This is a genomic window from Ruegeria sp. AU67 (genome assembly GCF_900312795.1).
Taxonomy (GTDB): Bacteria; Pseudomonadota; Alphaproteobacteria; order Rhodobacterales; family Rhodobacteraceae; genus Ruegeria; species Ruegeria atlantica.
Map to the genome: position 1 here is coordinate 1 of NZ_OMPH01000006.1, position 26158 is coordinate 26158.

The 26158-nt window shown below is 58.3% G+C and carries 26 protein-coding genes; 15 read left to right on the plus strand and 11 right to left on the minus strand.

Annotation, left to right across the window (positions count from 1 at the left end):
• Positions 1 to 161 precede the first annotated feature (161 nt).
• Positions 162 to 1361, minus strand: a complete 1200-nt coding sequence (locus DK510_RS01400) for a cytochrome-c peroxidase (protein ID WP_370246097.1) — start codon at positions 1359 to 1361, stop codon at positions 162 to 164.
• Between the two features lie 84 nt (positions 1362 to 1445).
• Between DK510_RS01400 and DK510_RS01405 the strand changes: the two genes are divergently transcribed.
• Positions 1446 to 1916 carry a tetratricopeptide repeat protein gene (locus tag DK510_RS01405; protein WP_109310736.1) on the plus strand — a complete coding sequence of 157 codons (471 nt, stop codon included), beginning with the start codon at positions 1446 to 1448 and terminating at the stop codon, positions 1914 to 1916.
• A 34-nt stretch (positions 1917 to 1950) separates the two neighbouring features.
• Here DK510_RS01405 and dctP read toward each other — a convergent pair whose 3' ends face one another.
• From dctP to DK510_RS01435, 6 genes are read right to left on the minus strand one after another with little or no spacing between them, the layout of a single operon-like run.
• Positions 1951 to 3012: a TRAP transporter substrate-binding protein DctP gene (dctP, locus tag DK510_RS01410; RefSeq protein ID WP_109310602.1), complete on the minus strand. Its 1062-nt coding sequence runs from the start codon at positions 3010 to 3012 to the stop codon at positions 1951 to 1953.
• Positions 3013 to 3036: 24 nt separating this feature from the next.
• Positions 3037 to 4326, minus strand: coding sequence for a TRAP transporter large permease (locus DK510_RS01415; RefSeq protein ID WP_058279679.1), 1290 nt, complete (start codon positions 4324 to 4326; stop codon positions 3037 to 3039).
• Positions 4327 to 4914: a TRAP transporter small permease gene (locus DK510_RS01420; RefSeq protein ID WP_109310603.1), complete on the minus strand. Its 588-nt coding sequence runs from the start codon at positions 4912 to 4914 to the stop codon at positions 4327 to 4329.
• 52 nt (positions 4915 to 4966) lie between these two features.
• Entirely contained in the window at positions 4967 to 5482 is a 516-nt protein-coding gene (locus tag DK510_RS01425; RefSeq protein ID WP_058272664.1) for a flavin reductase family protein, read from the minus strand.
• Complete coding sequence (locus DK510_RS01430) at positions 5482 to 6372, minus strand: aldo/keto reductase family oxidoreductase (RefSeq protein ID WP_109310604.1); 891 nt, start codon at positions 6370 to 6372, stop codon at positions 5482 to 5484. Before DK510_RS01430 ends, DK510_RS01425 begins: the two co-directional genes overlap by 1 nt.
• A complete protein-coding gene (locus DK510_RS01435; RefSeq protein ID WP_058272637.1) occupies positions 6372 to 7526 on the minus strand; it encodes an LLM class flavin-dependent oxidoreductase in 1155 nt (384 codons plus the stop codon). Before DK510_RS01435 ends, DK510_RS01430 begins: the two co-directional genes overlap by 1 nt.
• Before the next feature lie 106 nt (positions 7527 to 7632).
• On the opposite strand from DK510_RS01435, the gene DK510_RS01440 reads away from it, so the two are divergent.
• The 5 genes from DK510_RS01440 (at position 7633) to DK510_RS01460 (ending at position 13277) form a co-directional block, all read left to right on the plus strand.
• On the plus strand, positions 7633 to 8343 hold the full coding sequence (locus DK510_RS01440; RefSeq protein WP_058272636.1) for a GntR family transcriptional regulator: 711 nt from the start codon (positions 7633 to 7635) through the stop codon (positions 8341 to 8343).
• Positions 8344 to 8355: 12 nt separating this feature from the next.
• Positions 8356 to 9453 carry a Gfo/Idh/MocA family protein gene (locus tag DK510_RS01445; RefSeq protein WP_109310605.1) on the plus strand — a complete coding sequence of 366 codons (1098 nt, stop codon included), beginning with the start codon at positions 8356 to 8358 and terminating at the stop codon, positions 9451 to 9453.
• 159 nt (positions 9454 to 9612) lie between these two features.
• Entirely contained in the window at positions 9613 to 10767 is a 1155-nt protein-coding gene (locus DK510_RS01450) for a phosphoserine transaminase (protein ID WP_109310606.1), read from the plus strand.
• A 58-nt stretch (positions 10768 to 10825) separates the two neighbouring features.
• Positions 10826 to 12421 carry a phosphoglycerate dehydrogenase gene (gene serA, locus DK510_RS01455; RefSeq protein WP_109310607.1) on the plus strand — a complete coding sequence of 532 codons (1596 nt, stop codon included), beginning with the start codon at positions 10826 to 10828 and terminating at the stop codon, positions 12419 to 12421.
• Positions 12422 to 12539: 118 nt separating this feature from the next.
• On the plus strand, positions 12540 to 13277 hold the full coding sequence (locus DK510_RS01460) for a metallophosphoesterase family protein (RefSeq protein WP_109310608.1): 738 nt from the start codon (positions 12540 to 12542) through the stop codon (positions 13275 to 13277).
• Here DK510_RS01460 and DK510_RS01465 read toward each other — a convergent pair.
• From DK510_RS01465 to DK510_RS01475, 3 genes are all read right to left on the minus strand, one after another.
• Complete coding sequence (locus DK510_RS01465; protein WP_109310609.1) at positions 13264 to 14781, minus strand: malonyl-CoA synthase; 1518 nt, start codon at positions 14779 to 14781, stop codon at positions 13264 to 13266. The genes DK510_RS01460 and DK510_RS01465 overlap by 14 nt on opposite strands.
• Before the next feature lie 82 nt (positions 14782 to 14863).
• A complete protein-coding gene (locus tag DK510_RS01470; RefSeq protein ID WP_109310610.1) occupies positions 14864 to 15568 on the minus strand; it encodes a GntR family transcriptional regulator in 705 nt (234 codons plus the stop codon).
• A 29-nt stretch (positions 15569 to 15597) separates the two neighbouring features.
• Positions 15598 to 16953: a formimidoylglutamate deiminase gene (locus DK510_RS01475; protein WP_109310611.1), complete on the minus strand. Its 1356-nt coding sequence runs from the start codon at positions 16951 to 16953 to the stop codon at positions 15598 to 15600.
• 81 nt (positions 16954 to 17034) lie between these two features.
• Here DK510_RS01475 and hutI point away from each other — a divergent pair, with 81 nt between their 5' ends.
• From hutI to DK510_RS01515, 8 genes are all read left to right on the plus strand, one after another.
• Positions 17035 to 18240 carry an imidazolonepropionase gene (gene hutI / locus DK510_RS01480; protein ID WP_109310612.1) on the plus strand — a complete coding sequence of 402 codons (1206 nt, stop codon included), beginning with the start codon at positions 17035 to 17037 and terminating at the stop codon, positions 18238 to 18240.
• Positions 18240 to 19775 carry a histidine ammonia-lyase gene (gene hutH, locus DK510_RS01485; RefSeq protein WP_109310613.1) on the plus strand — a complete coding sequence of 512 codons (1536 nt, stop codon included), beginning with the start codon at positions 18240 to 18242 and terminating at the stop codon, positions 19773 to 19775. The genes hutI and hutH overlap by 1 nt, the downstream gene beginning before the upstream one ends.
• Entirely contained in the window at positions 19775 to 20593 is an 819-nt protein-coding gene (hutG, locus tag DK510_RS01490) for an N-formylglutamate deformylase (protein ID WP_109310614.1), read from the plus strand. Before hutH ends, hutG begins: the two co-directional genes overlap by 1 nt.
• Complete coding sequence (gene hutU / locus DK510_RS01495) at positions 20590 to 22272, plus strand: urocanate hydratase (RefSeq protein WP_109310615.1); 1683 nt, start codon at positions 20590 to 20592, stop codon at positions 22270 to 22272. The genes hutG and hutU overlap by 4 nt, the downstream gene beginning before the upstream one ends.
• Positions 22273 to 22340: 68 nt before the next feature.
• A complete protein-coding gene (gene serB, locus DK510_RS01500) occupies positions 22341 to 23219 on the plus strand; it encodes a phosphoserine phosphatase SerB (protein ID WP_109310616.1) in 879 nt (292 codons plus the stop codon).
• 40 nt (positions 23220 to 23259) lie between these two features.
• Positions 23260 to 23589 carry a helix-turn-helix transcriptional regulator gene (locus DK510_RS01505; protein ID WP_109310617.1) on the plus strand — a complete coding sequence of 110 codons (330 nt, stop codon included), beginning with the start codon at positions 23260 to 23262 and terminating at the stop codon, positions 23587 to 23589.
• Complete coding sequence (locus tag DK510_RS01510) at positions 23577 to 24005, plus strand: SRPBCC domain-containing protein (protein WP_109310618.1); 429 nt, start codon at positions 23577 to 23579, stop codon at positions 24003 to 24005. Before DK510_RS01505 ends, DK510_RS01510 begins: the two co-directional genes overlap by 13 nt.
• Positions 24006 to 24028: 23 nt before the next feature.
• Positions 24029 to 24349, plus strand: coding sequence for a YciI family protein (locus DK510_RS01515; RefSeq protein WP_109310619.1), 321 nt, complete (start codon positions 24029 to 24031; stop codon positions 24347 to 24349).
• Between the two features lie 2 nt (positions 24350 to 24351).
• Here the strand turns inward: DK510_RS01515 and DK510_RS01520 are convergent, their stop codons facing one another.
• Positions 24352 to 25350 (minus strand): asparaginase, encoded by a 999-nt coding sequence (locus DK510_RS01520; protein WP_109310620.1) that lies wholly within the window; start codon positions 25348 to 25350, stop codon positions 24352 to 24354.
• Between the two features lie 178 nt (positions 25351 to 25528).
• Here DK510_RS01520 and DK510_RS01525 point away from each other — a divergent pair, with 178 nt between their 5' ends.
• Positions 25529 to 26062: an invasion associated locus B family protein gene (locus DK510_RS01525; protein ID WP_058272619.1), complete on the plus strand. Its 534-nt coding sequence runs from the start codon at positions 25529 to 25531 to the stop codon at positions 26060 to 26062.
• The last annotated feature ends 96 nt before the right edge of the window (positions 26063 to 26158 follow it).

Below are 26158 nucleotides of genomic sequence, written 5' to 3' on the forward strand. Positions count from 1 at the left end.
CCCCCCAGGCTCCATGGGCGTCGACAAATACTGGTCCCCCGTAAACCGCGTCGACAACGCATATGGCGACAGAAACCTAATCTGCACATGCCCCCCAATGGACGCTTACGAAGAAGCCGCTGAGTAAAATCAAAGCCCCCGTTGAAAAGCGGGGGTTTTTCTTAGGGTGCGAAGTCAACGGGTACGCCAAAGGGTGGCGTGTCCACGCTGGTCCCGGTCAGGGCGTGCAGAAACTCGACGAGGCTGTTGATCTCATCTTCAGAAAATTCCAGCGGCGTAATGTCAATTCTGCTGCGTACACGCTGCATTTCAAACCGGTCGTGCCAAACAACAAAATCTGCCTTTTGTAGCCATGGTACGTGGGGCAGTGCCGCAGTCTCGGGTGTCCAGTTTGCGAAACTGGACACAGGGTCCAAATGATGGCGGATCATGCTTTCAAGGTCAGGAAAGGCGCCGTTATGGCCGTAAGGTGCGGTCAAGGCCACGTTGCGCAGCATCGGAGTACGGAAGCGATAGGCATCCTCAAGCCGGTCACTTTCGCCCATCCGGCCCACGTCGCGAACATAGGGATCCCACTGCCGGGTACGACCGGGACCAAATGGGGGTAGGGCCAAAGCGTGGAATTTCTGATCGGACATCAGCGGGCCGGAATGGCAGTCAGAGCACTGCGCCTTTCCGTAGAAAAGGTTCATTCCGATCAGTTGGGTCGGCGACAGGGCATTTGCGTCTCCGGCCAGATACCGATCAAATGGGCTGTCGGTGCTGCGCCATTCGGTGGCCATGAACGCCGCCAGCGCGTTGGCGATTTGTGTGATCGAGATGTCTTCGGTCGTCTCGACCTCGTCAAACGCGGCGACCATTGCCGGGCCATAGCGCGGATCGGTGCGGACGCGTTTTGCCAAAATCGGCCAACCCTTGTCGATGCGATCATGGACCGCGCCCGTGACCTGGTTTTCGGCGACATTCCCGGCCATTTCGAATTGCGAGGTCAGTGGGAACAGCGCTTGCGCGGCCAACAGCGAATTCAACCCGTAAGGCAACCATTCCTGCGCAGGTGAGTTGAAGCCGTTGCCATACACCTCTGAAATACTCAGGCGGCCATCGTGGAATACCGTATGAATGTTTTTTGCCCCAAGGTTCCATAGACCCGGCGAATTGCGCGGAATACGTTTGCGGATTTTTTCCGCTCCGGTTCCAGGGGTTCGGTCTGGGCCGAGCCCCTGACCACCCTCGCCAATACCTAGCGATAGCCCGTCGGACGTGCCGAAATCCGGGTGATGGCAATGGGCGCAGGTGATGTTCTGATTGCCGGACAGGATCGGATCGTAAAACAGTTGATGACCGATGGCGGCCTGTTCCATATCAAAGGCGATGAAGTCATTATCCGTCAGCGGGCGCGGTAATTCCTGCGCTGCCGCCGCACCGACGAAAAGGAAAACAGCCCCATGCGCCAGTTTGTATTTGCCCTTTGCTGTCTTGCGACCCCGGCGCTGGCCGAACTGGAGCAGGCCCGTGACATGATGGAGGCCGGCGCGTTCGAGGCCGCGCGCGAGGAACTGATGCCCGCTGCCCGATCGGGCAATGCCGAGGCAGAGGAACTGATTGGCGTGATGTACGGCCTTGGGCTGGGCGTCGAGCAAGACTATGAAAGGGCGTTTGAATGGTATTTGCGCGCCTCGATGAAAGGGCATCCGGGGGCGCAGTCCGGCGTTGGCTGGTACTATGAGTTGGGCCTTGGCATGCCCGCGCCTGATTTGGTGCGGGCTTACATGTGGTACACGCTCAGCGCCATTGGCGGCGATCCCGATGCGGCAATCAGCCTTGAGGAAGTAGTCAAGAAAATGTCGCAGGAGCAGATCGAAAAAGCGCATGTTCTGGTCAACGACTACAAAGGGTGGATGTACCCGTTTCGGTAAAAGGGCCGGGCCATAAGGCCCGACCCACAATCGATTAATTCAGGTCCGCATCGCGCGACGCATTGATCTCGCCTTCGGCGATGGACACGGCCTCGGTCAGCGCGGCAAAGATCTCATCCCCACGGGCCACGTTGGACTGGAACCACTCGTAAACCGGTGTTGCTGCGTCTTTGAACGCGGCTTTCTGTTCGGGAGTTGGAACGTACAGATCACCACCACCTGCGACGAAATCTTCATAGGCCTGGATCGACTTGCGCTTGGGCGATGCAAAGGTCGCTTGCTGCAGGGCATAGAACCCATCCACCACAACACGGCGCAGTTCTTCGGGCATCTCCTGGAACTTGGCATTATTCATCCACCACAGTGCACCCATGTAGGCGTGGCCGTCCAGCGTGACGTATTGCAGGCCCGCATCCGGGAACTTCATGCCCATGATGTCGGTGATGCCGTTCTTGGATCCCTCAACAACGCCAGTCTGGAAACTGGTGAACAGTTCCGGCCACGGGATCGGGGTGGGTGACGCGCCCAGAGCCTTGACCAGTTCCTGTGGTAGGTCGGCGACCACGGTGCGGATTTTCAGGCCTTCCATGTCGGCAGGTTCTGCGATCCGGCGTTGCGTGTTCGCGAAGTTCCGCCAGCCACCGGTATTGCCGATGGTCATCAGGCGGATCGCACCGCCGGAATCCTCCAGCGCCATTTCGCGCATCGTGCGGGTGAAGTCACCGGACAGAACACGCTCGGCCACGCGATCATCCGCCATCAGGTAGGGCAGGTCGAGAACCTGCACATATGGGAAGATGCCCGACGCGCCGCCTGAGGTAGAGATGTAGATGTCGATGGTGCCATCAGCTACACCCTGCAGACATTCCGCCCCGTTTGAACAGAGTTGCGTTCCGATGAACAGCTCGACCTCGATCGCGCCGTTTGAGGCCGCTTCGACATAGTTCTTGAAGACGATCAGACCGTCATAGTCCTCATCGTTTTCATTCGAATTGGCAGTGGCGCGCAGCGTGTAGTCGGCTGCCGTGGCCGCGATGGCCGATGCGGCAACCAGCGATGCCGCTAAGGCTGCTGTTTTGATAAATCTTCCGAGCATGCGTTTCCTCCCTGTGATACTCAGTCAGTTTGCAAATCCCGTTATGCGCGGGATCGTCATGGATAGTGCGGGGATATAGGTGATCAGGAAGATCACTATGATTTCGACGGCCAGAAACGGCAGGATCGCTTTTGCGATTGTCTCGACCTTTTCGCGCGACACAGCGGCAGCAACGAATAGGACCAGCCCCATTGGCGGCGTGGCGAGGCCAACGGTCAGGTTGACGCTCATGATGATGGCAAAGTGGATCGGATCGACGCCTAGGCTGGTAAAGATCGGCGCAAGGATCGGGCCAAGGATGATGATCGCGGGACCTGCGTCCAGGAACATGCCAACGACAAACAGCAGCAGGTTGATCAGGAACAGCAGGATCAGCGGGTTTTCTGACAGGCTGAGGATCAACTCGGCCAGTTGTTCGGGCGCATGGCTGAGACTGACCACGGTTTTGAAGGCCATCGCCGCGCCGACCAGCAACAAAACGACGGCCGAGGTCAGACCCGCATTGCTGAGAATTTCAGGCACCTCTTTCAGCGTCAGCGTGCGCAGGACAAAAAAGCCGATGAGGAACGCATAGCCGACGGCGACCGCCGCGGCCTCGGTTGGGGTGAAGATACCACCCAGAATACCGCCCAGAATGATGACAGGCGTCAGCAGTGGGAAGAACGCTTTGAGGCTGGCCTGTCGGCGCTCGCCCCACGTGTATTTCCGGCTGGCGACGGGAAAGTCGTACTTGTCAGCCATAACCTTGATCATCAGCATCAGGCCGACGCCGACCATCACGCCGGGCACGATGCCGGCCAGAAACAGAGCGGCAACGCTTTCACCCATGACATAGGCATAGATGATCATAATACCCGAGGGCGGGATGATCGGGCCGATCACCGAACTGGCCGCCGTGATCGCGGCGGCGAACTTGCGGGTATAGCCCTGTTTTTCCATCGCTGGGATCAGCATTGAACCCAGCGCCGACGTATCGGCCACGGCTGAGCCTGACAGCCCGGCAAACAGGATCGAACTCAGCACATTTACATGCGCCAGACCGCCCCGAAAATGGCCCATCAGGGCTTGGCTGAACTCAACCAGACGGATTGTGATGCCGCCGCGGTTCATCAACTCTCCGGCCAGCATGAAGAAGGGGATCGCCATCAGCGGAAAGCTGTCCATGCCGTTGTAGACATTGCGATACAGCAGCGTGATGTCGGCTGTTTGACCGTTCAGCCAAAGCAGAATGCCGGGCGCGGCCAGCAATGCGAAAAAGACCGGCAGACCGATCAGTAGAAACACCAGAAATGTGGGCAGGAACCATATCAGCATCTATTCGGCCCCCACAGGTGCATCGGCAATGTCTGGCAGCAGATGACCGCCGCCCAACAGGGTCACGACGGCGCGCAAGATCAGCTCGATATTGACTGAAATCAGCAGGATGACCCCAACCAACAGTGAGGCCATCATCCAGCTGCGCGGAATGCGGTACCACTCGTCAAACCCAAAGGACGTTGGCAGATACAACGCAGCGGTGGCGAACTTGCCGCCAAACCCGGTGACCTCGGACCAGCCGATTTTGACGGCCACCAGCAAAACGGCCAGCGAAACCAGCAGCAGCAGGATGTTCAGGGTTTGCCCAACCCCTCGCGGCAGCATCAGGGGCACCATGTCGATAGCGACAAACCCGCCGCGCCGAAATGCCGTGGGGGCCATCAGGCCGGTCATCCATAGCATGCAGAACCGAGCGGCCTCATCCGGCCAAGGCAGCGCGTTGCCCAGAACGTATCTGAAAAACACCTGAATCAGGATCGCGGTTACCATAAGCGCAATCGCAACGACACCAACCGCGCGGCCCAATCGCAGCACGGTTTCATTAACAAACGCGATCGGCGCAAGCACCGACGTCAATCCGCCCATGCGGATCCTCCCTTTTCAGCCGCGGGCTTTCACCGCGACAGTTATTCCGCGCTTACTGGTGCGCGAATTGGCCGAGCTTTCCGGCGTAGAAGGTCAATGCGTCTCCGTCCGCCATACTGGCACGCAGGACCTTTCCAATAACGATAACGTGGTCGCCAGCGTCGTGATAAGCGTGTTGCTCACATTCGAAACGGGCCAGGCAATCGGGCAGCAGCGGGGTTCCGTTTTCACAGCGCTCGTGGTCGATATCCTGAAGCGCAAACGCGTCTTTCGAACATCCAAAGCAAAGCTCGGCCTGTTCTGCTGAAAGGACGTGAACACTGAAATGCCGTGCTTCTTGGAAATAACGGAACCGGCGCGAGTTGCGATCGCCTGCCCACATGACAAGTGGTGGGTCCAGCGAAAGGGACGAAAAGCTGTTGGCGGTGATGCAGACCGGCCCGTCTGTGCTGTCACAGGTGACCACGGTGACACCGGTGGCAAAACGACCAAAAGCGTCGCGCAAGGTTCGGGTGTCGTCCCTGTGGGGAACGAATGTGCGGGTCATGTCCTTTGAGATTGCGTTCATCATGGTACCTCATGCCCCAGTGCCGCCTCATACAGGCGGTACCAGCTCTCGCGATCCAGATTGACTTTCAGTGCGTCAGAGATGCGCTTGATCCGGTCAAGATTGTTGGTGCCCAAGACCGGAAGAATGCCTGCAGGGTGGGCCAGAAGAAACGCCACCGCCACGGCGGCGCGATCCACGCCGAATTCCTCGGCGACTTCGTCCGCTACAACCCCGACCGGAGGGTTTCCAGCCATCAGCAACCCGCCACCCAAGGGTGACCACGCCATCACCGGCTGGCCATGCTGCTGATGAAACGCCAGATCACCGTTGGTGAAGGGGCCGATTTCGCCCAGAGAAATCTCGATTTGGTTGGTCACCAATTGGGTGTTCATCGCCGATTGCAGAAGGCTCCAGTCCCATGGGCGGAAATTGGACACGCCAACCGCGCCGACCTTGCCACTGGCGACAACTTCGTCCAGCGCGGCACCTGTTTCGTGATGATCCATGAATGGATCTGGGCGGTGAATCAGCAGCAGGTCGATATGATCGATGGCCATTTCGGACAGCGATGTCTCAACCGATTTCAGGATATGCGCGCGCGAGGTGTCATAGTATTTGCACTTGGCGTCCGCATACCGACCCATCGGCGCGACGATGTCACATTTGGTGACGATTTCCATCCGCTGGCGTAGGCCTGGATTTGCGCGTAAGGCGTTGCCCAGAACAGCCTCGGCCGCGTAGCCGCCATAGATATCGGCCTGATCGAAGGTGGTGATGCCCTGATCCAGACAGGCCTGAATCTTGGCCTCGACATGACCCGTCGAAGTGTCGTCGTCGTCGCCCAGTCGCCACATGCCATAGACAAGGCGGCTCATATCCAGCGTGTCAGATAGTTTCACACGTTGCATCAGCGACGAACTCCGTTGCCCAGCGGTGTGGCCGGGGTATTTGCAGGGACCCTTCCGTAGGCTTCGGGAAGGGAGCAGGTTTTCAGATTAGGCATAACACGGCTGCCAAAATGGCGAGCTTCGTCCATGTGTGGGTATCCCGAGAAGATGAAGGCGCGGATGCCCATCTTCTGATACTCTTCGATCTTGGACATGACCTGATCGGTCGATCCGACCAGTGCTGCACCGCACCCAGACCGCGCGCGGCCAACGCCGGTCCAAAGGCCGGGTTCGACATAGCCATACTCATCCGCCAGATCGCGGTTCTTGGCCTGATGCGCGACGCCCAGTGATGTCGAATCCAAAGCACGCTCACGGATGGCGCGACCGTATTCGTCATCCAGTTTCGATACGATGTAGTCGGCGTATTCCTGCGCTTCGGCCTCGGTATCGCGGACAATCATGTGCACGCGCAGGCCGTAATCCAGTGTGCGGTTGTAGTTCTCGGCAACCGCGTGGACGGCTTTCATCCGTTCGGCCAGTTGATCTTTGGTTTCGGGCCACATCAGGTAGACGTCGCAATGTTCACCGCACAGTTCCAGAGCGGATGGGGAGTAGCCCCCGAAATACAGTAGCGGCCCGCCGGTTTGATATGGCTTCGCCGGGTCGGTCGTCAGGCCCGAGAAGCTATAGACCTCGCCCGCATGATTGATCTCATCCTGCGTCCACGCCTGTTTCAGGATCTCGACCACTTCGCGAGAACGCTGATAACGATAGGCGCTGTCGGCTTTCTCTCCAGGGAAATCGGATGAGATGATGTTGACCGTCAAACGCCCCTGCAGCATGTGATCCAGCGTTGCGATGGTGCGGGCCAGCATAATGGGCTGCATTTCGCCGCAGCGCACCGCAGCCAGCATGTTGATTTTGTCGGTGATCGGCGCGCAGCCTGCCACAAAGCTAAGTGTGTCTTGCCCCACCTGATAGGACGACGGGCAGAGGATGTTTCTAAACCCTTGCGCCTCGGCCTCTTTCACGATGCCTGAACAGTGATCCCAGCTGGATCGCAGGCCACCATCGGGCATTCCAAGAAACTGGTAATCGTCCGAACACAGCGCCGCGAACCACGAAACCTCGGCCGCATTCAGATCGGGTGAGGTGATGGGGACGATGGTCATCTGATTCGCTCTCCACGTGGCTGTGACTTTCCTCTTGCGTAGCAATCACATTGATGTAGATCAATGGTGTATCAATTTTTCCTGCGACCGAGTGAAGCGCCAAAAGATGTCTTCTGCCAACCGAAACCCGAACGCCCTGCCGGTTTATGTTCAGATTGCCGAGCTTTTGATCCGCGACATCGCCGCAGGTCGCCTGATTGATGGTGAGCGTTTGCCGCCCGAACGGGACCTTGCCGCGGAACTGAAGGTATCGGTAGGGACCCTGCGAAAATCGCTGGCTGAGCTTGAGAAAAAGGGGATGCTGGAGCGTATTCAGGGATCGGGCAATTATGTACGTGAGACTGGAACGCAAAACAGCGTCTATGCAATGTTCCGACTGGAGCTGCCTGAAGGCGGTGGGTTGCCGCGGGCGGATATCCTGTCAGTTGACCATCTGAAAAAGCCCACAGATTTGCCGCGATTTGGTGCCTCGGACATGGGATCGCGGGTGCGTCGAATGCGCTACCTGAATGATACAATTATCGCGGTTGAAGAAATCTGGCTGGATGAGTCCGCTGGTTTGATTGATCGACAGCTGCTGTCCGACTCGCTTTATCGGTACTACCAGCACCAGTTGGGGTTCTGGATCACGCGTGCGGAAGACAGGGTTTCCCTCGGGATGTTGCCGGATTGGACGCCCCCTGATTTCACCAGGCCAGCCGGAGAAACGGTTGGCTACATCGAGCGGTTCAGCTGGTCGGAAAAACCCGAACCGGTTGAGTTTTCAAAAACATGGTTCGACCCGGATCGGGCCACTTATGTCCAACGACTGAAGTAAAAGGAACTGCGCATGACCCGGACCATTCACTACGGGCTGATCGGATGCGGTATGATGGGGCAGGAACACCTGCACAATATTGCCCTGCTGGACGACACGCGCGTTTCAGCGATCTTTGAGCCTGACGCTGAGATGGCGAAGGCTGCGCAGGCGATTGCGCCTGACGCGGTGATGGTGTCTTCGGTCGAAGAATTGCTTGCGGTCGACGATCTGGACTGCGTCGTCATCGTTAGCCCCAACCACCTGCATGTGGATCAAATCGAAGAGATTGCCCGGACGCGCCCGTTGCCGTTGTTGGTAGAGAAACCTCTTTTCACAGATCCGGTGGATGCGGCGCGGCTTGAGGCGCTGCAGCGTGATTATCCGCACCCGATCTGGGTTGCGATGGAATACCGCTATATGCCGCCCATTGCCGCGCTGATTGCCGAGGCTGAGGCCACGGGCGGCGTTAAGATGCTGTCGATCCGCGAGCATCGGTTTCCGTTTCTGGAAAAAGTCGGGAACTGGAACCGGTTCAACCGGAATACCGGTGGAACATTTGTCGAGAAGTGCTGCCATTTCTTCGACCTGATGCGTTTGATCCTGCAATCCGATCCGGTTCGCGTTACAGCTAGCGGCGGGCAGGCGGTCAACCATCTGGACGAGACCTATGAGGGCGAAGCGCCCGATATCCTTGACCATGGCTATGTCATCGTGGACTTCGCCTCGGGCGCGCGTGCGATGCTAGAGCTGTGCATGTTTGCCGAAGGATCACGGTATCAAGAGGAAATCTCGGCCGTTGGGCCAGACGCCAAAATCGAAGCGTTGGTGCCGGGGCCGGGGCGGTTCTGGCCGGAACATCTTGGCACGCCGCCGGTCCCGCAGATCATTGTCAGCCCACGTGCCCCAAAAGGTCCGGTCACCAAGGAGATCCCCGTCGATCCGCGCCTATTGGCCGCTGGGGACCACAATGGTTCAACTTTCTACCAACATCAGGGGTTCTTAGCTGTTCTACGAGGCGAAAAGGCACAACCTGACGTCACCCTGAATGATGGCCTTTGGGCCGTGCGCATCGGTTTGGCGGCGCAACAGGCATTGGAAACCGGAGAGACTGTGCGCCTCTCGTCTTGATGCCGATAGGAAACCCGCGTTCCAGATACGCACATAATCGGGTGTCGTTTTTGGCACCCGATGCGTCTTTTCCGCTTGCTGGGCGTCGTTCGAGGCAATAGCTCTGTCTGTGGGACACCCCTCCCCAACGAGGGGCGTGTATCTGTAAGGGTAATACACATGAGCATTAAACAACCGGCGACGCGGCCGGCAAATCCGCGTTTTTCCTCGGGCCCCTGCGCCAAACCCCCCACATTTGATCTGACCAAACTGGCCGATGCCGCACTGGGCCGGTCGCACCGTGCAGCTGTCGGCAAGGACAAGCTGAAGGCCGCGATCGAAGGTACGCGTGAGGTGCTGGGCATTCCGGCGGATTACAAGATCGGCATCGTTCCCGCCTCGGACACAGGCGCGGTTGAGATGGCCCTGTGGTCGCTGTTGGGCGAACGCAAGGTCGAGATGTTGGCCTGGGAAAGCTTTGGTTCCGGCTGGGTGACGGATGTCATCAAGCAGCTGAAGATCGACGCCGAGGTGAAGACGGCGGATTATGGTCAGCTCGTTGATCTGGCCTCGGTTGATTTTGCCAATGACGTTGTCTTTACGTGGAACGGCACTACCTCGGGCGTCCGGGTTCCCAATGGCGACTGGATCGCGGATGACCGTCAGGGTCTGACGATTTGTGACGCGACCTCGGCTGCGTTTGCGATGGATCTGCCTTGGGACAAACTGGATGTGACCACGTTTAGCTGGCAGAAAGTGCTGGGCGGTGAAGCGGCGCATGGGATGTTGATCCTGAGCCCCCGTGCAGTGGAGCGGCTGGAAAGCTACACCCCCGCATGGCCCCTGCCCAAGATTTTCCGCCTGACCAAGGGCGGCAAGCTGATCGACGGTATATTTACCGGTGCAACGATCAACACGCCCTCGATGCTGGCGGTCGAAGATTACTTGTTCGCATTGGACTGGGCGCGCTCGGTTGGTGGTTTGCAGGGCCTGATCGCCCGTGCGAATGCCAATGTCGGTGCGGTTCACGCATTCTGCGACCAAAACGACTGGATCGCCAATCTGGCAGAGGATGCGGCGACACAGTCGAACACTTCGGTCTGCCTAAAGTTCACCGACACACGCATTCAGGACGGTGCGACATTCGCCAAAGCTGTGGCCAAGCGGCTTGAGGCCGAGAATATCGCATTGGATATCGGCGCCTACCGAGACGCACCCGCAGGCCTGCGCATCTGGTGCGGTGGCACGGTTGAAACCTCGGATATCGAGGCGATGTTGCCCTGGCTGGCATGGGCCTTTGAGGCCGAGATCGCGACGCAGACAGAAGCCGCCTGACCCTTTTTACCGGGCCGTCTCAGGCCCGGATTTTTCATGACATTCAAGGACCACAAACATGGCCCCCAAAGTACTCGTATCCGACAAACTCAGCGAAACCGCCGTGCAGATCTTCCGCGACCGCGGCATCGACGTGGATTTCATGCCTGATCTGGGCAAGGATAAGGACAAGCTGGCCGAGTTGATTGGCCAGTATGATGGTCTCGCCATCCGTTCGGCCACCAAGGTTACGCCGACCTTGCTGGAAAAAGCCGACAATCTAAAAGTGATCGGTCGCGCTGGTATCGGCACCGACAATGTCGACAAGGATGCCGCGTCGAAAAAAGGTGTGATCGTCATGAACACGCCGTTTGGCAACATGATCACCACCGCTGAACACGCAATTGCGATGATGTTCGCCGTCGCGCGTCAAATCCCCGAGGCCAGCACTTCGACCCATGCAGGCAAATGGGAAAAGTCCAAATTCATGGGCATCGAGCTAACCAATAAGACCCTCGGCGTTATTGGCGCGGGCAACATTGGCGGTATTGTCTGTGAACGCGCGCTGGGCCTGAAAATGAAGGTCGTCGCCTACGATCCCTTTCTTGGCGAAGAGAAAGCCGCCAAGATGGGCGTCGAAAAGGTCGAGCTGGACGAATTGCTGGCCCGCGCCGATTTCATCACACTGCACGTGCCGCTGACCAACCAGACGCGCAATATCCTGAGCCGTGAAAACCTGGCCAAGACCAAGCCCGGCGTACGCATCGTCAACTGCGCCCGTGGTGGTCTGGTCGACGAAGAGGCGCTGGCCGAGATGCTGCAATCCGGCCATGTGGCAGGGGCCGCGTTTGATGTGTTCAAAGAAGAACCGGCAAAGGACAACCCGCTGTTCAACTTGCCGAACGTCGTCTGCACGCCGCACCTTGGTGCTGCAACGACCGAAGCGCAGGAAAATGTTGCCCTGCAGGTGGCCGAACAGATCTCGAACTATCTGCTGACTGGCGCGGTGGAAAACGCGCTGAACATGCCCAGCGTCACTGCCGAAGAGGCCAAGGTCATGGGCCCTTGGATCAAGCTGGCCGGTCATCTGGGTAGTTTCATTGGTCAGATGACCGATGAACCGGTTAAGGCAATTAACATCCTGTATGACGGTGTCGCGGCTGAGATGAACCTGGCTGCCCTGAACTGCGCCGTGGTTGCCGGGATCATGAAAAAATTCAACCCGGAAGTGAACATGGTGTCGGCCCCGGTTGTAGCGAAAGAGCGCGGGATTCAGCTATCGACCACCAATCAGGACAAGACCGGTGTCTTTGACGGCTACATCAAGGTGACTGTGGTAACCGACAAGCGCGAACGCTCGATCGGGGGTACGGTTTTCAGCGATGGCAAACCGCGCTTTATCCAGATCAAAGGCATCAATATCGACGCCGAGGTCGGTGCCCATATGCTCTATACCACCAACGAAGACGTTCCGGGAATCATCGGCGCGTTGGGTCAGACCATGGGCGAGAACGACGTGAACATCGCTAACTTTACGCTGGGCCGTGCCGAAGCGGGCGGAGAAGCGATTGCTTTGCTGTACGTGGACGAACCTGTTCCGGCCGAAGCGCGGGCGAAACTGGCGGAAACGGGGCTATTCACTCAGATCAAACCGCTGGAATTTGATGTAGCATAAGATTCTGTCCGAAAATTGTGACCTTGGCGATGCCCGTGCAAAAAATGTGCGGGCATTGTCTTTTTTCTGCAACCGAGTTGTTGCACAAAGTGACTGACATATTTCAAGAGGTAGCGTTTTGAGCATCCCAATTTACGCGGTCGGCGATATCCATGGGCAAATGGGCATGCTGCAAAACGCGCTATCCCGGATCCAGGCGGATGGCGGGCCGAATGCGCGTGTTGTCTTTCTTGGGGACTATGTGGATCGTGGCCCGAACAGCCGCGAGGTTCTGGATCTGCTGATCGAAGGGCGCAAGGCGGGGCGGAATTGGGTCATGGTCAAAGGCAACCACGATCGGATGATGTCGCGTTTTGTTCAGCATTGCGAGATTGCAGATAGTCGTTTGCCAAGCACTTTGAATTGGCTGGACCCTCGTTTGGGTGGCCGGGAAACGCTGGCATCTTACGGTGTTGAGGTGATCGACAAAGACCGGATTCTTCAGGTAAATGAAAGGGCAAGGGCCGCCGTGCCCCAGGAACATATTGATTTTGTGAATGACTTGCCGTTGTATCATCAGGAAGACGAGCTGTTGTTCGTGCATGCAGGCATTCGACCCGGCCTTCCGTTAAAGTGGCAAGCCGAAGACGATCTAGTTTGGATACGCCAGGAATTCCTGCGCGATGCCCGCCCTTACCCCTGGCTGATCGTGCATGGGCACACACCCGTGGATGCGGCGGAGCATTGCGGCAATCGTGTCAATCTGGACGCAGGGGCAGGTTATGGTCGACCACTGGCAGCAGCCGTGTTCGAAGGGCGTCAGTGCTGGTTGCTGACGGACGCCGGCCGGGTCCCGTTAGAGCCTAATCCGCGGTAAACATATCTTTGTAAAGCTCGCGCAAGGCGTTCTTTTGCACTTTCCCCATGGTGTTTCGGGGCAGCTCATTCAGCACGATCAGTTGGCTGGGGTGTTTGAACCGCGCCAGTTGGTTCTGAACGCTGGCCATAATGGCATCAAGGTCAGGCGCCCGGCCCGGTTCTGCAACCAAAATACCCAGAACGGTTTCGCCGAAGTCAGCGTGTGGTACGCCAATCACGGCGCTTTCCAGTACACCGGGCTGGTCGTCCAGCACCAGTTCGACCTCCTTGGGGTAGATGTTGAGCCCGCCCGAAATGATCAGGTCCTTGCCGCGACCCACGATGTGTACGTAACCATCCACGTCCACGCGCCCGAGATCACCGGTGATAAAGAACCCGTCTTCGCGCAATTCCGCAGCGGTTTTTTCGGGCATTTGCCAATAACCTTCGAAGACGTTTGGTCCGCGCACTTCGATCATTCCTATCTCGCCTTGCGGTAATGCCTCGCTGGTTTCAGGGTTGGTTACCTTTAGTTCGACACCCGGCAGCGGGAACCCGACAGTTCCTGCGCGACGTTCACCGTCATAAGGGTTCGAGGTGTTCATATTGGTTTCCGTCATACCATAGCGTTCAAGGATGCGGTGTCCGGTTCGGCCCTCGAACCGTTCATGCGTCTCGGCCAGCAGTGGGGCCGAACCCGAGATGAACAACCGCATGTGCTGCGCCAGATCACCGGTGAACCGATCATCCGCCAGCAATCGGGTATAGAAGGTCGGCACACCCATTATCGAGGTCGCATTGGGCATCAGGCGCAGGACATCATCCAAATCAAACTTCGGCAGAAAAATCATCGAACCGCCCGAAGCCAGAATAACGTTTGTCGCTACAAACAACCCGTGGGTATGAAAGATCGGCAAGGCGTGCAGCAGCACATCATCCTGCGTAAACCGCCATTCGTCCACCAGCGTCTCGGCATTGGACAGCAGGTTGGCTTGCGTCAGCATCGCACCTTTGGAGCGCCCGGTCGTGCCAGAGGTGTAGAGGAATGCGGCAAGATCACCTTCGGTTCGCTTGACTGGTTCGAAGGCAGGAAGCATACCCAATGCCCGCCGCATCAAGCTGCCCGACCCATCTGCGTTGAGCGTCTCTAACCTTGCGTTTTGCGCCTCGGCGATGGGCTTCAGTTCCGCTTGTTTGGCGGCATCGCAAACCACCAGCGCAGCCCCACTGTTTTCGATGAAATAGCAAAGCTCGCCGGATGTGTAGGCCGTGTTCAACGGCAAAAAGATCAGCCCGGTTTGGGCGCAAGCCGCGTAGAGCGCCAGCGCTTCTGGTGACTTTTCCACCTGAACAGCAACTCGGTCTCCGGGCTCAAGCTCGTACCCATTCAAAGCGTTAGCGATTCGGGCTGCCGTGGCCAGAAAAGCCGCGTGGGTAATGGTCTGGCCGTCGGGCAGAAGAAGGAAAGGCGTATCCTTGCCTGCATGGATGCCAAACAACCGATCATAGAGTGGGTTACCCATCCCATATTTCCTTCGCGCAGGATCAGAATACGCTGAATCTGGCGTGGATTAGGGGTACGGTAAAGCAGAAATCGCGGTCAGCTCAGAACTGAGTGGTCATCCGGTACCCGGCGGCGAAGTACATCTTTGCAAAGGTGACAGGCTCGCCCTCAAGCCATGTGATCCGTTCGCCCGTGAACACCGGCTCGCCGATGGGCAGGTCCAGGAATGCGGCCACCGAGTCATCGGCGCGACTGGCCAGGAAACTCAGCTCGACATTGGTGAAGGGAACGGTCTGTATAAGCCATTCATTCGGGCCTATTGAGGCGAAGTCCGCATTCACCACCTCCGGAACCGAGTCTATGACGATCCACCGGTCTTCGTATTGAAACGGAGTATTGCCGTTAAAATGCATGCAGCGAACATTCATCACGTGTTGGTTCGGTTTCAGCGCCAGTCTTGCGCACAGCCATTCGGGCGCTCGCTCGGCAACTGACGAGACCAGCGCATAGCGATAGATTCCGCCCAACGCCTCAACCTCGTCCCGCACCATGGGGATCGTGAAACGGGCCTGCCTTTGCGGCGCACTTAGAACCCGCGTTCCGGCTTTGCGTCGGCGTTCCAGAAACCCCTCATCGGCCAGCTCCCGCAAGGCACGGTTCACAGTCGTCCGCGTGCATGAGAATTCGACTGCAAGATCCTGTTCGTTGGGCAGCAGCGAATCCGGCTGCCACTCACCCGACCGAATGCGCGCCAGCACGGTTTCCTTGATGTCCCTGTAGCTGGTAGTTTCGTTCGATTGGGTCATGGTGCCTCTGGTTACCTGAATAGGTGCGTTTAGACGTCTGCCAAAAGATCGGCAATCACCGACCGGTACGCTGGAATTATCCGATCCCGTTCGATGTGGCGGCCTTGCTGCACCATATGACGCCCCGCTGACCAAAGATCCGTCACCAACCCGTCCGGCGCTGCAAAGCACAGCCCGTCCAGCACCTGTTCGTCAGTTAGTGCGCAGATCGTGGGATGAGATCGGTCGATCGCAACAAGGTCGGCCAGCTTGCCGACCGTGATTTCCCCTGCATTTCGTCCCAATGTTTGCGCGCCCCCTTGTGCGGCCCCTGTATACAACGCCTGACCGACAGAGCCTTCGTCTTTGACCAAAACCGTCCGCGAATGGTCCCGCAGGCGTTGGGAATATTCCAAAGTCCGCAGTTCCTCAGGCAGAGAAATCCTTATGTTAGAGTCTGATCCCACGCCAAAGCGACCACCTTCTTTGACATAAACTGCCCCGTTGAAAATACCGTCGCCCAAATTCGCCTCGGTAATCGGGCACAACCCGGCAACGGCGCCCGAACGCGCAACGGCGCGTGTTTCGGCATCTGTCATATGAGTTGCGTGGATAAGGCACCACCGGTCATCGACGTCGACATGGTCCAGCAGCCACTCGACCGGCCGCTGTCCAAGCGCAGCCTCGACATCGGCCACTTCCTTCAGCTGTTCGGCGATGTGGATGTGGACGGGACCATCAGAAGTGGCATTCAGAACCTTGCTCAAATCGGCAGGCGATGTTGCCCGCAGAGAATGCGGGGCGATTCCGATCACAGAATCCGCATGCGGTAGGGCCAAGCGGCATTCGTCGACCAAAATCAGAAACTGATCCACAGAATTGCCAAAGCGTAGCTGACCGCCAGCCAAGGGTTGTTGTTCGACACCGCCGTAGGTGTAGAGAACCGGAAGGTGCGTCAGTCCGATTCCAGTTTGGGTGGCTGCGGCAAATATGCGCTGGCTCAGTTCCGACACGTGGTCGTAGCGCTCACCGCCCGGCTGGTGATGGACATAGTGAAACTCACCGACCGAGGCATATCCGGCCTCTTGCATCTCCAGATAGACCAAAGCGGCAATGGCCTCTACGTGATCCGGCGTCAATCTATCCAGGAACCGGTACATCAAGGTGCGCCAGGTCCAAAAGCTCTCGCGCCCGGCGGCACGCACTTCTGTCATACCGGCCATAGCGCGCTGAAAGGCGTGGCTGTGCAGGTTTCCCAAGGCAGGCAGCAAGACATCAACCTGTGTGTCTCCGGATCGCGCGGTCGCTTGTGATTCCAAGCTTTGGATCTGACCGTGCGCGATTTCTACCCGCAAGTTACTGACCCAATCAGAGCCTAATAAAGCGGTTTTCGCATGGATGGGCATCGTATTTCCATTTTGTGTAGACTTTAAACTTTTATAAGTATACGAAAAATCTAACGACAAAGGGAGCCCAAAAGAATCGATATGGCCAAAAAGTCTGTCCTTTTGAGCACGCGGGTGGCGACCATGGACGATGGTGCCGAGCGCTATGGGATGGTTCAGGACGCAGCACTTGCTGTTGATGGCGAGAAAGTTGCCTGGATTGGACCACGGAATGCGCTGCCAACCGACTATTCTGACTGGCCGACCGTGGACTATGGCGACCGGCTGATAACGCCGGCGCCAATCGACGCCCACACCCATGTCGTCTTTGGTGGCAACAGGGCGGTCGAGTTCGAAATGCGCCTGAATGGTGCCTCGTATGAAGAGGTCGCGCGCGCAGGTGGTGGGATTCTGTCGACTGTCACAGCGACCCGTTCGGCCAGCGAAGAGACCCTGTTAGAGGATGCCCTGACGCGAGTGGACGCCCTGCTGGCCGAGGGCGTGTCGTGCATCGAGGTCAAGTCGGGCTATGGACTGGACACCGACTCAGAGCTCAAGATGCTGCGCGTCGCACGCCGGATCGGCGAGGTGCGCCCGGTGCGAGTGAAAACAAGTTTTCTAGGAGCCCATGCGGTGCCGCCTGAGTTTCAGGCGCGCGCCGATGCCTACATTCGCGATGTTTGCATCCCGACTCTGCGTTTGGCGCATGAAGAGGGGCTGGTGGATGCCGTTGATGGCTTTTGCGAGGGGATCGCCTTTGATCCGTCTCAGATCGCTAAGGTCTTCGATGTGGCGAAAGAATTGAACCTTCCCGTCAAGTTGCATGCAGAGCAGCTTTCGAACCTCGGAGGGGCAACCCTGGCGGCTTCGTACGGGGCGTTGTCGGCAGATCATATCGAATATCTGGACCAGGCTGGCGTGGCCGCCATGGCACAGGCCGGAACCGTGGGTGTGCTGCTACCGGGGGCGTTCTATACGCTGCACGAAACGCAGGCGCCGCCGGTTGAACTGCTGCGCCAGTATGGGGTGCCGATTGCGCTGGCGACGGATTGCAACCCCGGCTCGTCCCCTCTGACGTCGCTTCTGCTGACCATGAATATGGCTTGCACCTTGTTCCGCCTGACGCCGGAGGAGGCATTGGCTGGCGTGACCCGCAATGCGGCGCAAGCCTCGGGCCTGACCGACACTGGCACAATAACTGAAGGCAAACGCGCGGACCTGACGGTATGGGACATCACGCACCCAGCCGAGCTGTCCTATCGGATCGGCTTCAACCCGCTGCACACCCGCATTTTCGGAGGTTTGTAATGAAGACCCTGTCGCTTGTGCCCGGTCAGGTTACGCTGTCAGATTTGTCTGAAGTGTATTGGTCGCAGCCCGCGGTATCGCTGGATGACGGGTGCAAACCCAAGGTGGAGGCTGCAGCCAATCGCATTCTCGAAGCTGCGGCCGGGGAAGACCCGGTTTATGGCGTTAACACCGGGTTCGGAAAGTTGGCCAGCCACAAGATCGCGGCCAAGGACACTTCGACCCTTCAGCGCAACCTGATCCTTAGCCATTGCTGCGGCGTTGGTTCGGCCGTGCCACGCCGTGTGACCCGGCTGATGATGACGCTAAAACTGTTGTCCTTCGGACGCGGAGCATCGGGTGTGCGTTGGGAGCTGATCGACCTGTTGCAGCAGATGCTGGCCAAGGGCGTGACCCCGGTTATTCCCGCGCAGGGGTCGGTCGGGGCCTCGGGCGATCTTGCGCCCCTGGCGCATATGACAGCCGTAGTCATCGGCGAAGGTGAAGCCGAGGTTGACGGAACCATCCTGCCGGGGGGAAAAGCGCTAAAATCAGTTGGATTAGAGCCTATTCAACTCGGTCCAAAGGAAGGGCTTGCCTTTATCAACGGCACGCAATTCTCGACTGCTTTTGCGCTGGCCGGTTTGTTCGAAGCCTGGCGTGCAGCGCAAAGCGCTCTGGTCATCTCGGCCCTGTCGACGGATGCGATCATGGGGTCGACAGCGCCCTTGCAGCCCGAAATCCATACCTTGCGTGGCCACCGCGGCCAGACCGAGGCCGCCAGCGCCATGCGCGCCACACTGGCCGGGTCCGAGATCCGCGAAAGCCACCGGGACGGTGACACGCGCGTTCAGGACCCTTATTGCATCCGCTGTCAGCCGCAGGTCACCGGCGCGGCCATGGATGTCATGCGCCAAGCGGCCACCACGCTTGAGATCGAGGCGAACGCGGCCACCGACAACCCGCTGGTTCTGACTGAGGCGGGTGCCATCGTTTCAGGCGGGAACTTCCATGCCGAACCCGTTGGCTTTGCCGCAGACATGATTGCGCTGGCGGTGTCCGAGGTCGGCGCGATTGCGCAGCGGCGCATTGCCTTGATGGTCGACCCGACGCTCAGCTTTGATCTGCCGCCGTTCCTGACGCCTGATCCCGGGTTGAACTCGGGCCTGATGATTGCCGAAGTCACGACCGCCGCCTTGATGAGCGAGAACAAGCACCTTGCCAATCCTTGCGTGACTGACAGCACACCGACCTCGGCCAACCAGGAGGATCACGTGTCGATGGCTGCACATGGTGCGCGGCGTCTGACGCGGATGGTCGAAAACCTGAACTACATTCTTGGTGTTGAGTTGCTTTGTGCCGCTCAGGGGGTGGAGTTCCGTGCACCGCTGGCAACCAGCGAACCATTGCAACGCGTCATGCGCAGAGTACGAGCAGAGATCCCAACACTGAACGAAGACCGTTATTTGGCACCCGATCTGGAAACATCCAAGTGCTTGGTGGCTGAGGGTGACATCCTTGGGGCAGTGGGTGCCCAGATGCCGGGGCTGTTCTGATGCAGGTGTTCAGTGTTCAGCGCGGGGACGGTCCCATTGTGCTGGGGCAACCCCATGGCGGAACTTATGTGCCAGACGAAACAGCGGTCCGTCTGAATGACAACGGGCGCGGTTTGGCCGATACGGACTGGCACATAAACAGGCTCTATAAAGGAACTTTGGATGATGTCACGGTCGTGCAGTCGCACGTTCATCGCTACGTCATCGACGCTAATCGTGATCCGTTCGGAGCCTCGCTATATCCGGGCCAGAATACCACCACACTTGTGCCTCTGACCGATTTCGACGGGCAGCAGATCTGGAATGACGGGCAATCACCATCCGAGGATGAAGTCGAAGATCGACGGCGCAAATATCACGCACCTTATCACGCTGCCCTTCTGGATGAACTGAACCGCGTGCGGGACCGGCACGGAGTGGCGATCTTGTTTGACTGCCACTCGATCCGATCGCTGATCCCGTTTCTGTTCGAAGGCGAATTGCCGGTGTTCAACACCGGAACCAATGATGGGCTGACGTGTGACACGGCCATTGAGCAAGCCGTGCACGACGTGGCGAGCAAGGCCCAAGGGTTCACTTCGGTCCTGAATGGCCGGTTTCGCGGGGGATGGACCACCCGCCACTATGGTCGCCCTTCTGATGGCATACACGCCATCCAGATGGAGATCGCGCAGCGGGCTTACATGGACGAGACACCCCCGTGGACATGGCGCGAGAACCGCGCTGCGAAACTGCGCCCCCATTTGAAAACCATGCTGACCCGCCTCAACGATCTTGCCCTCTCGGGCGCATTGACCAGACAAGGAGCCCAGAAATGAGCGATCCGCGCAAAAACACCCGCGACATCTATCCACCGACCGGCCCCGAGTTGAACGCCAAAAGCTGGGTAACCGAGGCCCCGCTGCGGATGCTGATGAATAATCTGCACCCTGATGTGGCCGAGAACCCGCACGAACTGGTCGTCTATGGCGGCATCGGCCGCGCGGCCCGCACGTGGCAGGATTTCGACACTATTGTTGCCGGTCTGAAGGATTTGGAGGAAGATGAGACGCTGATCGTCCAGTCCGGCAAGCCGGTCGCGATCATCCGCACGCACAAGGATGCGCCTCGGGTGCTGATCGCCAATTCCAACCTTGTCCCACATTGGGCGACCTGGGATCACTTCAACGAGCTCGATAAGAAGGGCCTGATGATGTACGGCCAGATGACCGCTGGCTCGTGGATTTACATCGGTACGCAGGGTATCGTTCAGGGCACCTATGAGACCTTTGCCGAGGCAGGGCGTCAGCACTACGACGGTGACCTGACAGGCAAGTGGATTCTGACCGGAGGTCTGGGTGGAATGGGCGGCGCGCAACCGCTGGCGGCCGTGTTCGCAGGCGCCTCATGTCTGGCTGTTGAATGTAACCCGGACAGCATCGATTTCCGCCTGCGGACCAAATACCTCGACGAAAAGGCCGAAACGCTGGACGAAGCGCTTGAGATGATCGACCGCTGGACCAAGGCGGGCGAAGCGAAGTCGGTTGGTCTGCTGGGCAATGCGGCAGAGGTTTTCCCCGAGATCTATGCTCGGATGCAGGCGGGCGGGATGCGTCCTGATATCGTCACCGACCAAACCAGCGCGCATGATCCGATTAACGGTTATCTGCCATTGGGCTGGACTATGGGAGAGTGGCGCGAGAAGCGTGAAACAGATCCTAAATCGGTGGAAAAAGCCGCTCGCGCTTCGATGAAGCAGCATGTTGCGGCGATGGTGGATTTCTGGAACGCGGACGTTCCAACGCTGGATTACGGCAATAACATCCGGCAGGTCGCGCAGGATGAGGGGCTTGAGAACGCCTTTGCCTTCCCCGGCTTTGTACCCGCTTATATCCGCCCGCTGTTCTGCAAAGGCATCGGCCCGTTCCGCTGGTGTGCTCTGTCGGGCGACCCCGAGGACATCCACAAAACCGATGCCAAGATGAAGGAACTGTTCCCCGAAAATGAACACCTGCATCGCTGGATCGACATGGCGCAGGAGCGGATCGCGTTTCAGGGTCTGCCGGCGCGTATCTGCTGGATCGGGCTTGGCGACCGACACCGGGCTGGGCTTGCGTTCAATGAGATGGTCGCCAATGGCGAGCTAAAGGCGCCGGTGGTGATCGGACGCGACCACTTGGACTCGGGGTCTGTGGCCAGCCCCAACCGTGAGACTGAGGCGATGCTGGATGGCTCGGATGCGGTCAGCGACTGGCCGTTGCTGAATGCGCTGATCAATACGGCGAGCGGGGCGACATGGGTGTCTCTGCATCACGGTGGTGGCGTCGGGATGGGCTTTAGCCAACATGCGGGTGTTGTGATCTGTGCCGATGGCACCGAAGATGCCGCGCGTCGGTTGGAGAGGGTTCTCTGGAATGACCCGGCCTCGGGCGTCTGGCGCCATGCGGATGCTGGGTATGACATCGCCAAGGATTGTGCGCGGGCCCACGGGCTGCGCCTGCCGGGTATTTTGGGCTAGTTCGAAACAGACTCTGGCGAAAATGCTGCACCTGCGATATGCGCAGGTGAGCTTGCCGGAGATTGAATATGTACGTTGCCACCCTGTTGACCAACCCCGATGTGTCTAATCTGGATTTGGCGTTGGTCGAGTCCTTGCGGAACGCATGGGGCGGTGGTGAGATCGTTTGGCTCAGCCCGGATGAAGCAGCAGAGTTCCATCTTAGCGAAATGCCGGGCAACCGGTGGGATGTCTGGGCGGACCTGCAGCAAATGGGCGTGGATCTGGTTGTCCAACAATCTGAGGGCCGCCGTAACAAGATGCTGTTGGCCGATATGGACAGCACCATGATCCAACAGGAATGCATCGACGAACTGGCGGATGAGGCCGGCGTCGGCGACCGCGTTAAGGATATCACCGCACGCGCCATGAATGGCGAGTTGGACTTTGAGGGCGCGCTGACCGAACGGGTTGGTCTGTTGAAAGGTCTGGATGAGGCGGTGATCGGTAAAGTACTGGATGAACGCATCACTCTGATGCCGGGCGGCAAGGAACTGGTCGCGACGATGCGCCAGAACGGAAGCTATGCCGCCTTGGTCTCGGGCGGTTTCACGGCGTTTACCGCAAAAGTGGCCGAGGTGCTGGGCTTTGACGAGAACCGTGCCAACACCCTGCTGGCCCAAAACGGAAAACTGACTGGGGATGTACTGCGGCCCATTTTGGGGCGTCAAGCCAAGGTGGATGCCTTGGAACAGATCACCGCGCGACTGGGCTTGCGTGAAGAAGACGTTATTGCCGTAGGCGACGGGGCCAACGATCTGGGGATGCTGCACCGCGCGGGAACAGGGGTGGCCCTGCATGCCAAGCCCACGGTTGCCGAGCAATGCGAGGTTCGGATCAACCATGGCGATCTGACAGCATTGCTGTACGTTCAGGGCTATAGCCGCTCGGAATTTGTGTCCGGTTAAAGGTCTTCCCTTTATTTAACGTACGTGTTAAATAAAGGCTATGAACACTCTGATAAATGCTTTTTCTGCTTTGTCCGATTCCACTCGGTTCTCGATCGTTGAGCAACTGATGCAGGACGGAGAGCTGCCTGCCGGTGACCTGATCCAAGGGCGCGGCATGTCGGGCGCAGCGATATCGCGCCACCTGAAAGTGCTGCGCGAGGCCGGATTGGTGCATCAGCGCGTCCACGGCACCCAGCGGATGTATTCCATCCAAGCTGACGGGCTGCGGGCAATCGCCGAATGGACCATCTCAAAACGTCAGTTCTGGGAAAACAGCCTCGATCGTCTGGGCGACCTCATTGAAAGGGAAAACTCATGGCCGACCTGAAACTGGAACGTGAGTTCCCGACCACCCCCGAAAACCTGTTTGCCTGGGTCAGTGATGGGGCGAAGCTGTTGCAGTGGTGGGGCCCCGAAGGGGTGCATGTGCCCGAGCATGACCTGAATTTCTCACGCACAGGGCCTTGGTATTCAATAATGAAGAATGCAGAAGGCCAGACATTCAAAGTGTCCGGTTATGTCACCCATGTTGATCCGCCCATTTCGGTTGGGTTCACCTGGGCCTGGCATGACGATCAGGATCAGCGCGGGCCGGAAAGCCACGTCACGTTTTCGGTCGTCGCAACGGAAAACGGCGCGCGGTTGGTTCTGGACCACCGCGAACTGGCAGATGCCGAGGCTGCAGCGAACCACAACATGGGCTGGACATCGTCGCTGGCCAAGCTTGAGGCGCAGTTTGGATAAGTTTTCATTAGGGAGGAAATAACATGCCACTATATTTGTTTGTCTATCACGGCGGAACTACACCAACCGACCCTGCCGAAGTCGAAGCAACTATGGCCGCCTGGGGCGCATGGTTTCAAGGCATGGGTGAGGCGCTGGACATACCCGGCAATCCGGTTGGTCAATCCTATACGGTCAGCAACGGAAGCGTCGTCGACAATGGCGGAGCAAACCCGGCGTCCGGTTTTACCGTCATTAAGGCCGACAGCATTGATGCCGCGACCGAAATGGCCAAGGGCTGTCCCATGGTGGTCAACGGTTCGGGCTCGGTCGAGGTGGCCGAGGTGCATGAAATCGAAATGTAACCTTAGCCGGGGAACCCCGGCGCAGGTCTGATTACGCCGCATTCCAGCCCGCGACGGCTGTATTGCGTGGCATTCATGAATTTGCGGGTGGCCGGGTGATCGGCCTCCAGCACACCAAGGCTTACCAGTATCGCGGCGATTGCGCATTCGCTGGCGCGGGTGGTGCCATCAGTGATTTTCAGCGCAACACCCATTCGTTTTTCCGGGATGATGGCAATGAACACCGCCTCAGCCCCGGTTTTGATTGCGGCGCGACCGTCCATAGCGCGCATCAACTCGGTACAGGCGCGGCTTTCGCCCGCCACCAGTTCGGGGTGCTTGATCATCGCAGTCGTAAGTTGTTGCGCTGCGTCGCTGGCACGGTCCGACCGGTCAGCGGCCGAGGCAAACCACGCCATCGAACGTGCCAGTCCCACCAGTGATGTCGCAAAGTTCGGGGCCGAACATCCATCGATTCCATAGGCAGGGCTGGTTTCCCCAGTGGTTTCTTCCAGCGCGGACAGGCAGGCTTGTTGTACGGGGTGGTCGATCTCAAGGTATTCCGGTCCCGCGCCCATGTGCTGTGCAACCGTCAGAAACCCGCAATGTTTGCCCGAGCAATTGTTGTGGATCTGGCAGGGCGTGTCATCGGCAAGGATCAGCCCGTCGCGCGCGGCCATGTCCTGCGGTTCTTGCGGACCGCAGCGCAGATCGTGTTCGGTCAAGCCCAAGTGATCCAGCCAGGCAGTAACCCTGTCGGTATGGATATGTGCGCCGCTATGCGAGGCACAGGCGAGGGCCAGATGCTCGGAGTTCAGGCCATATTTGGCGGCTGCACCCGATGTGATCAGCGGCAGCCCCTGGATCATTTTTGCAGACGACCGAGGGTAAATCACCGCGTCCGGATCGCCCCAGCTGCGTACGATTTGGCCGCTGTCGTCACAGATCACTGCGTGGCCCAGATGCAGGCTTTCCAACAAGGGGCCTCGCCATAGTTCTGTCATTGGTACCGGCTGCGTCATCTGGCCCCTCCATTATATGCGCAAAAATCTGCCAATCGCCCTTTCGCCTGTGGCGAAACCTGCGTTAGTGTGTGTATGTCGACAATCATCGGAATACGCAACTTACAGACGAACCGACAGAGTTCGTATGCGGTCTCGATGGGTATGAGGTATTAGGTCGAGCTAGGAGGCTGGACAGATGGGATTAAAACTCGTCCGCACAATTGCGGGTCTGTGCGTGGCAGGAATGGCCACAACCGCAATCGCTCAGCAGGCGACCAGCACCAATCGGGTTGCTGCGAAGACCGACTGGAGCGTTTTTGTGGAGAAAGATCCCACAGAGTGCTGGAGCGTATCCGCGCCCAAAGAGACTGTGAACACCAAAGGCGGACGCGTGGTTTCGGTGCGCCGCAGCGACATCCTGTTGTTCGTGTTCTACCGCCCGAATGCCGAAGTCAAAGGTCAGGTGACCTTTACCGGCGGCTATCCTTTCGCGGCAGGATCGACGGTCACCCTTGAGATTGACGGCACCGAGTTCGCTTTGATCACCGAAGGTGAATGGGCCTGGCCGGCAACCGAAGGCGAAGACCTGAAGGTCGTCGCAGCGATGAAGCGCGGCACCGAGGCCGTTCTGACCGCCCGGTCCGAGCGCGGAACCCAGACCAAAGACACGTTCTCGCTGTTGGGTTTCAGCGCTGCGATCGAAGACGCCGAAAAGCGCTGCACCCAATAAGCAAGGACAATAGATTTACGCAGCCCCGTCATTTGGCGGGGCTTTTTCGTGGGCGATCATACGTGTCATCCGATCTTTACGCCACGTCCACCACCT

What these genes read in the sequence shown, in the direction of transcription:
- DK510_RS01415 (WP_058279679.1), bottom strand. Translation starts at nt 4,326, where the DNA reads ATGCTGATATGGTTCCTGCCCACATTTCTGGTGTTTCTACTGATCGGT.
- DK510_RS01425 (WP_058272664.1), bottom strand. Translation starts at nt 5,482, where the DNA reads ATGAACGCAATCTCAAAGGACATGACCCGCACATTCGTTCCCCACAGG.
- DK510_RS01405 (WP_109310736.1), top strand. Translation starts at nt 1,446, where the DNA reads ATGCGCCAGTTTGTATTTGCCCTTTGCTGTCTTGCGACCCCGGCGCTG.
- DK510_RS01510 (WP_109310618.1), top strand. Translation starts at nt 23,577, where the DNA reads ATGGCCGACCTGAAACTGGAACGTGAGTTCCCGACCACCCCCGAAAAC.
- DK510_RS01525 (WP_058272619.1), top strand. Translation starts at nt 25,529, where the DNA reads ATGGGATTAAAACTCGTCCGCACAATTGCGGGTCTGTGCGTGGCAGGA.
- DK510_RS01450 (WP_109310606.1), top strand. Translation starts at nt 9,613, where the DNA reads ATGAGCATTAAACAACCGGCGACGCGGCCGGCAAATCCGCGTTTTTCC.
- DK510_RS01440 (WP_058272636.1), top strand. Translation starts at nt 7,633, where the DNA reads ATGTCTTCTGCCAACCGAAACCCGAACGCCCTGCCGGTTTATGTTCAG.
- DK510_RS01400 (WP_370246097.1), bottom strand. Translation starts at nt 1,361, where the DNA reads ATGGAACAGGCCGCCATCGGTCATCAACTGTTTTACGATCCGATCCTG.
- DK510_RS01505 (WP_109310617.1), top strand. Translation starts at nt 23,260, where the DNA reads ATGAACACTCTGATAAATGCTTTTTCTGCTTTGTCCGATTCCACTCGG.
- DK510_RS01435 (WP_058272637.1), bottom strand. Translation starts at nt 7,526, where the DNA reads ATGACCATCGTCCCCATCACCTCACCCGATCTGAATGCGGCCGAGGTT.
- dctP (WP_109310602.1), bottom strand. Translation starts at nt 3,012, where the DNA reads ATGCTCGGAAGATTTATCAAAACAGCAGCCTTAGCGGCATCGCTGGTT.
- DK510_RS01445 (WP_109310605.1), top strand. Translation starts at nt 8,356, where the DNA reads ATGACCCGGACCATTCACTACGGGCTGATCGGATGCGGTATGATGGGG.
- DK510_RS01470 (WP_109310610.1), bottom strand. Translation starts at nt 15,568, where the DNA reads ATGACCCAATCGAACGAAACTACCAGCTACAGGGACATCAAGGAAACC.
- serB (WP_109310616.1), top strand. Translation starts at nt 22,341, where the DNA reads ATGTACGTTGCCACCCTGTTGACCAACCCCGATGTGTCTAATCTGGAT.
- DK510_RS01420 (WP_109310603.1), bottom strand. Translation starts at nt 4,914, where the DNA reads ATGGGCGGATTGACGTCGGTGCTTGCGCCGATCGCGTTTGTTAATGAA.
- DK510_RS01430 (WP_109310604.1), bottom strand. Translation starts at nt 6,372, where the DNA reads ATGCAACGTGTGAAACTATCTGACACGCTGGATATGAGCCGCCTTGTC.
- DK510_RS01520 (WP_109310620.1), bottom strand. Translation starts at nt 25,350, where the DNA reads ATGACGCAGCCGGTACCAATGACAGAACTATGGCGAGGCCCCTTGTTG.
- hutI (WP_109310612.1), top strand. Translation starts at nt 17,035, where the DNA reads ATGGCCAAAAAGTCTGTCCTTTTGAGCACGCGGGTGGCGACCATGGAC.
- DK510_RS01465 (WP_109310609.1), bottom strand. Translation starts at nt 14,781, where the DNA reads ATGGGTAACCCACTCTATGATCGGTTGTTTGGCATCCATGCAGGCAAG.
- serA (WP_109310607.1), top strand. Translation starts at nt 10,826, where the DNA reads ATGGCCCCCAAAGTACTCGTATCCGACAAACTCAGCGAAACCGCCGTG.
- hutH (WP_109310613.1), top strand. Translation starts at nt 18,240, where the DNA reads ATGAAGACCCTGTCGCTTGTGCCCGGTCAGGTTACGCTGTCAGATTTG.
- DK510_RS01515 (WP_109310619.1), top strand. Translation starts at nt 24,029, where the DNA reads ATGCCACTATATTTGTTTGTCTATCACGGCGGAACTACACCAACCGAC.
- DK510_RS01475 (WP_109310611.1), bottom strand. Translation starts at nt 16,953, where the DNA reads ATGCCCATCCATGCGAAAACCGCTTTATTAGGCTCTGATTGGGTCAGT.
- hutG (WP_109310614.1), top strand. Translation starts at nt 19,775, where the DNA reads ATGCAGGTGTTCAGTGTTCAGCGCGGGGACGGTCCCATTGTGCTGGGG.
- hutU (WP_109310615.1), top strand. Translation starts at nt 20,590, where the DNA reads ATGAGCGATCCGCGCAAAAACACCCGCGACATCTATCCACCGACCGGC.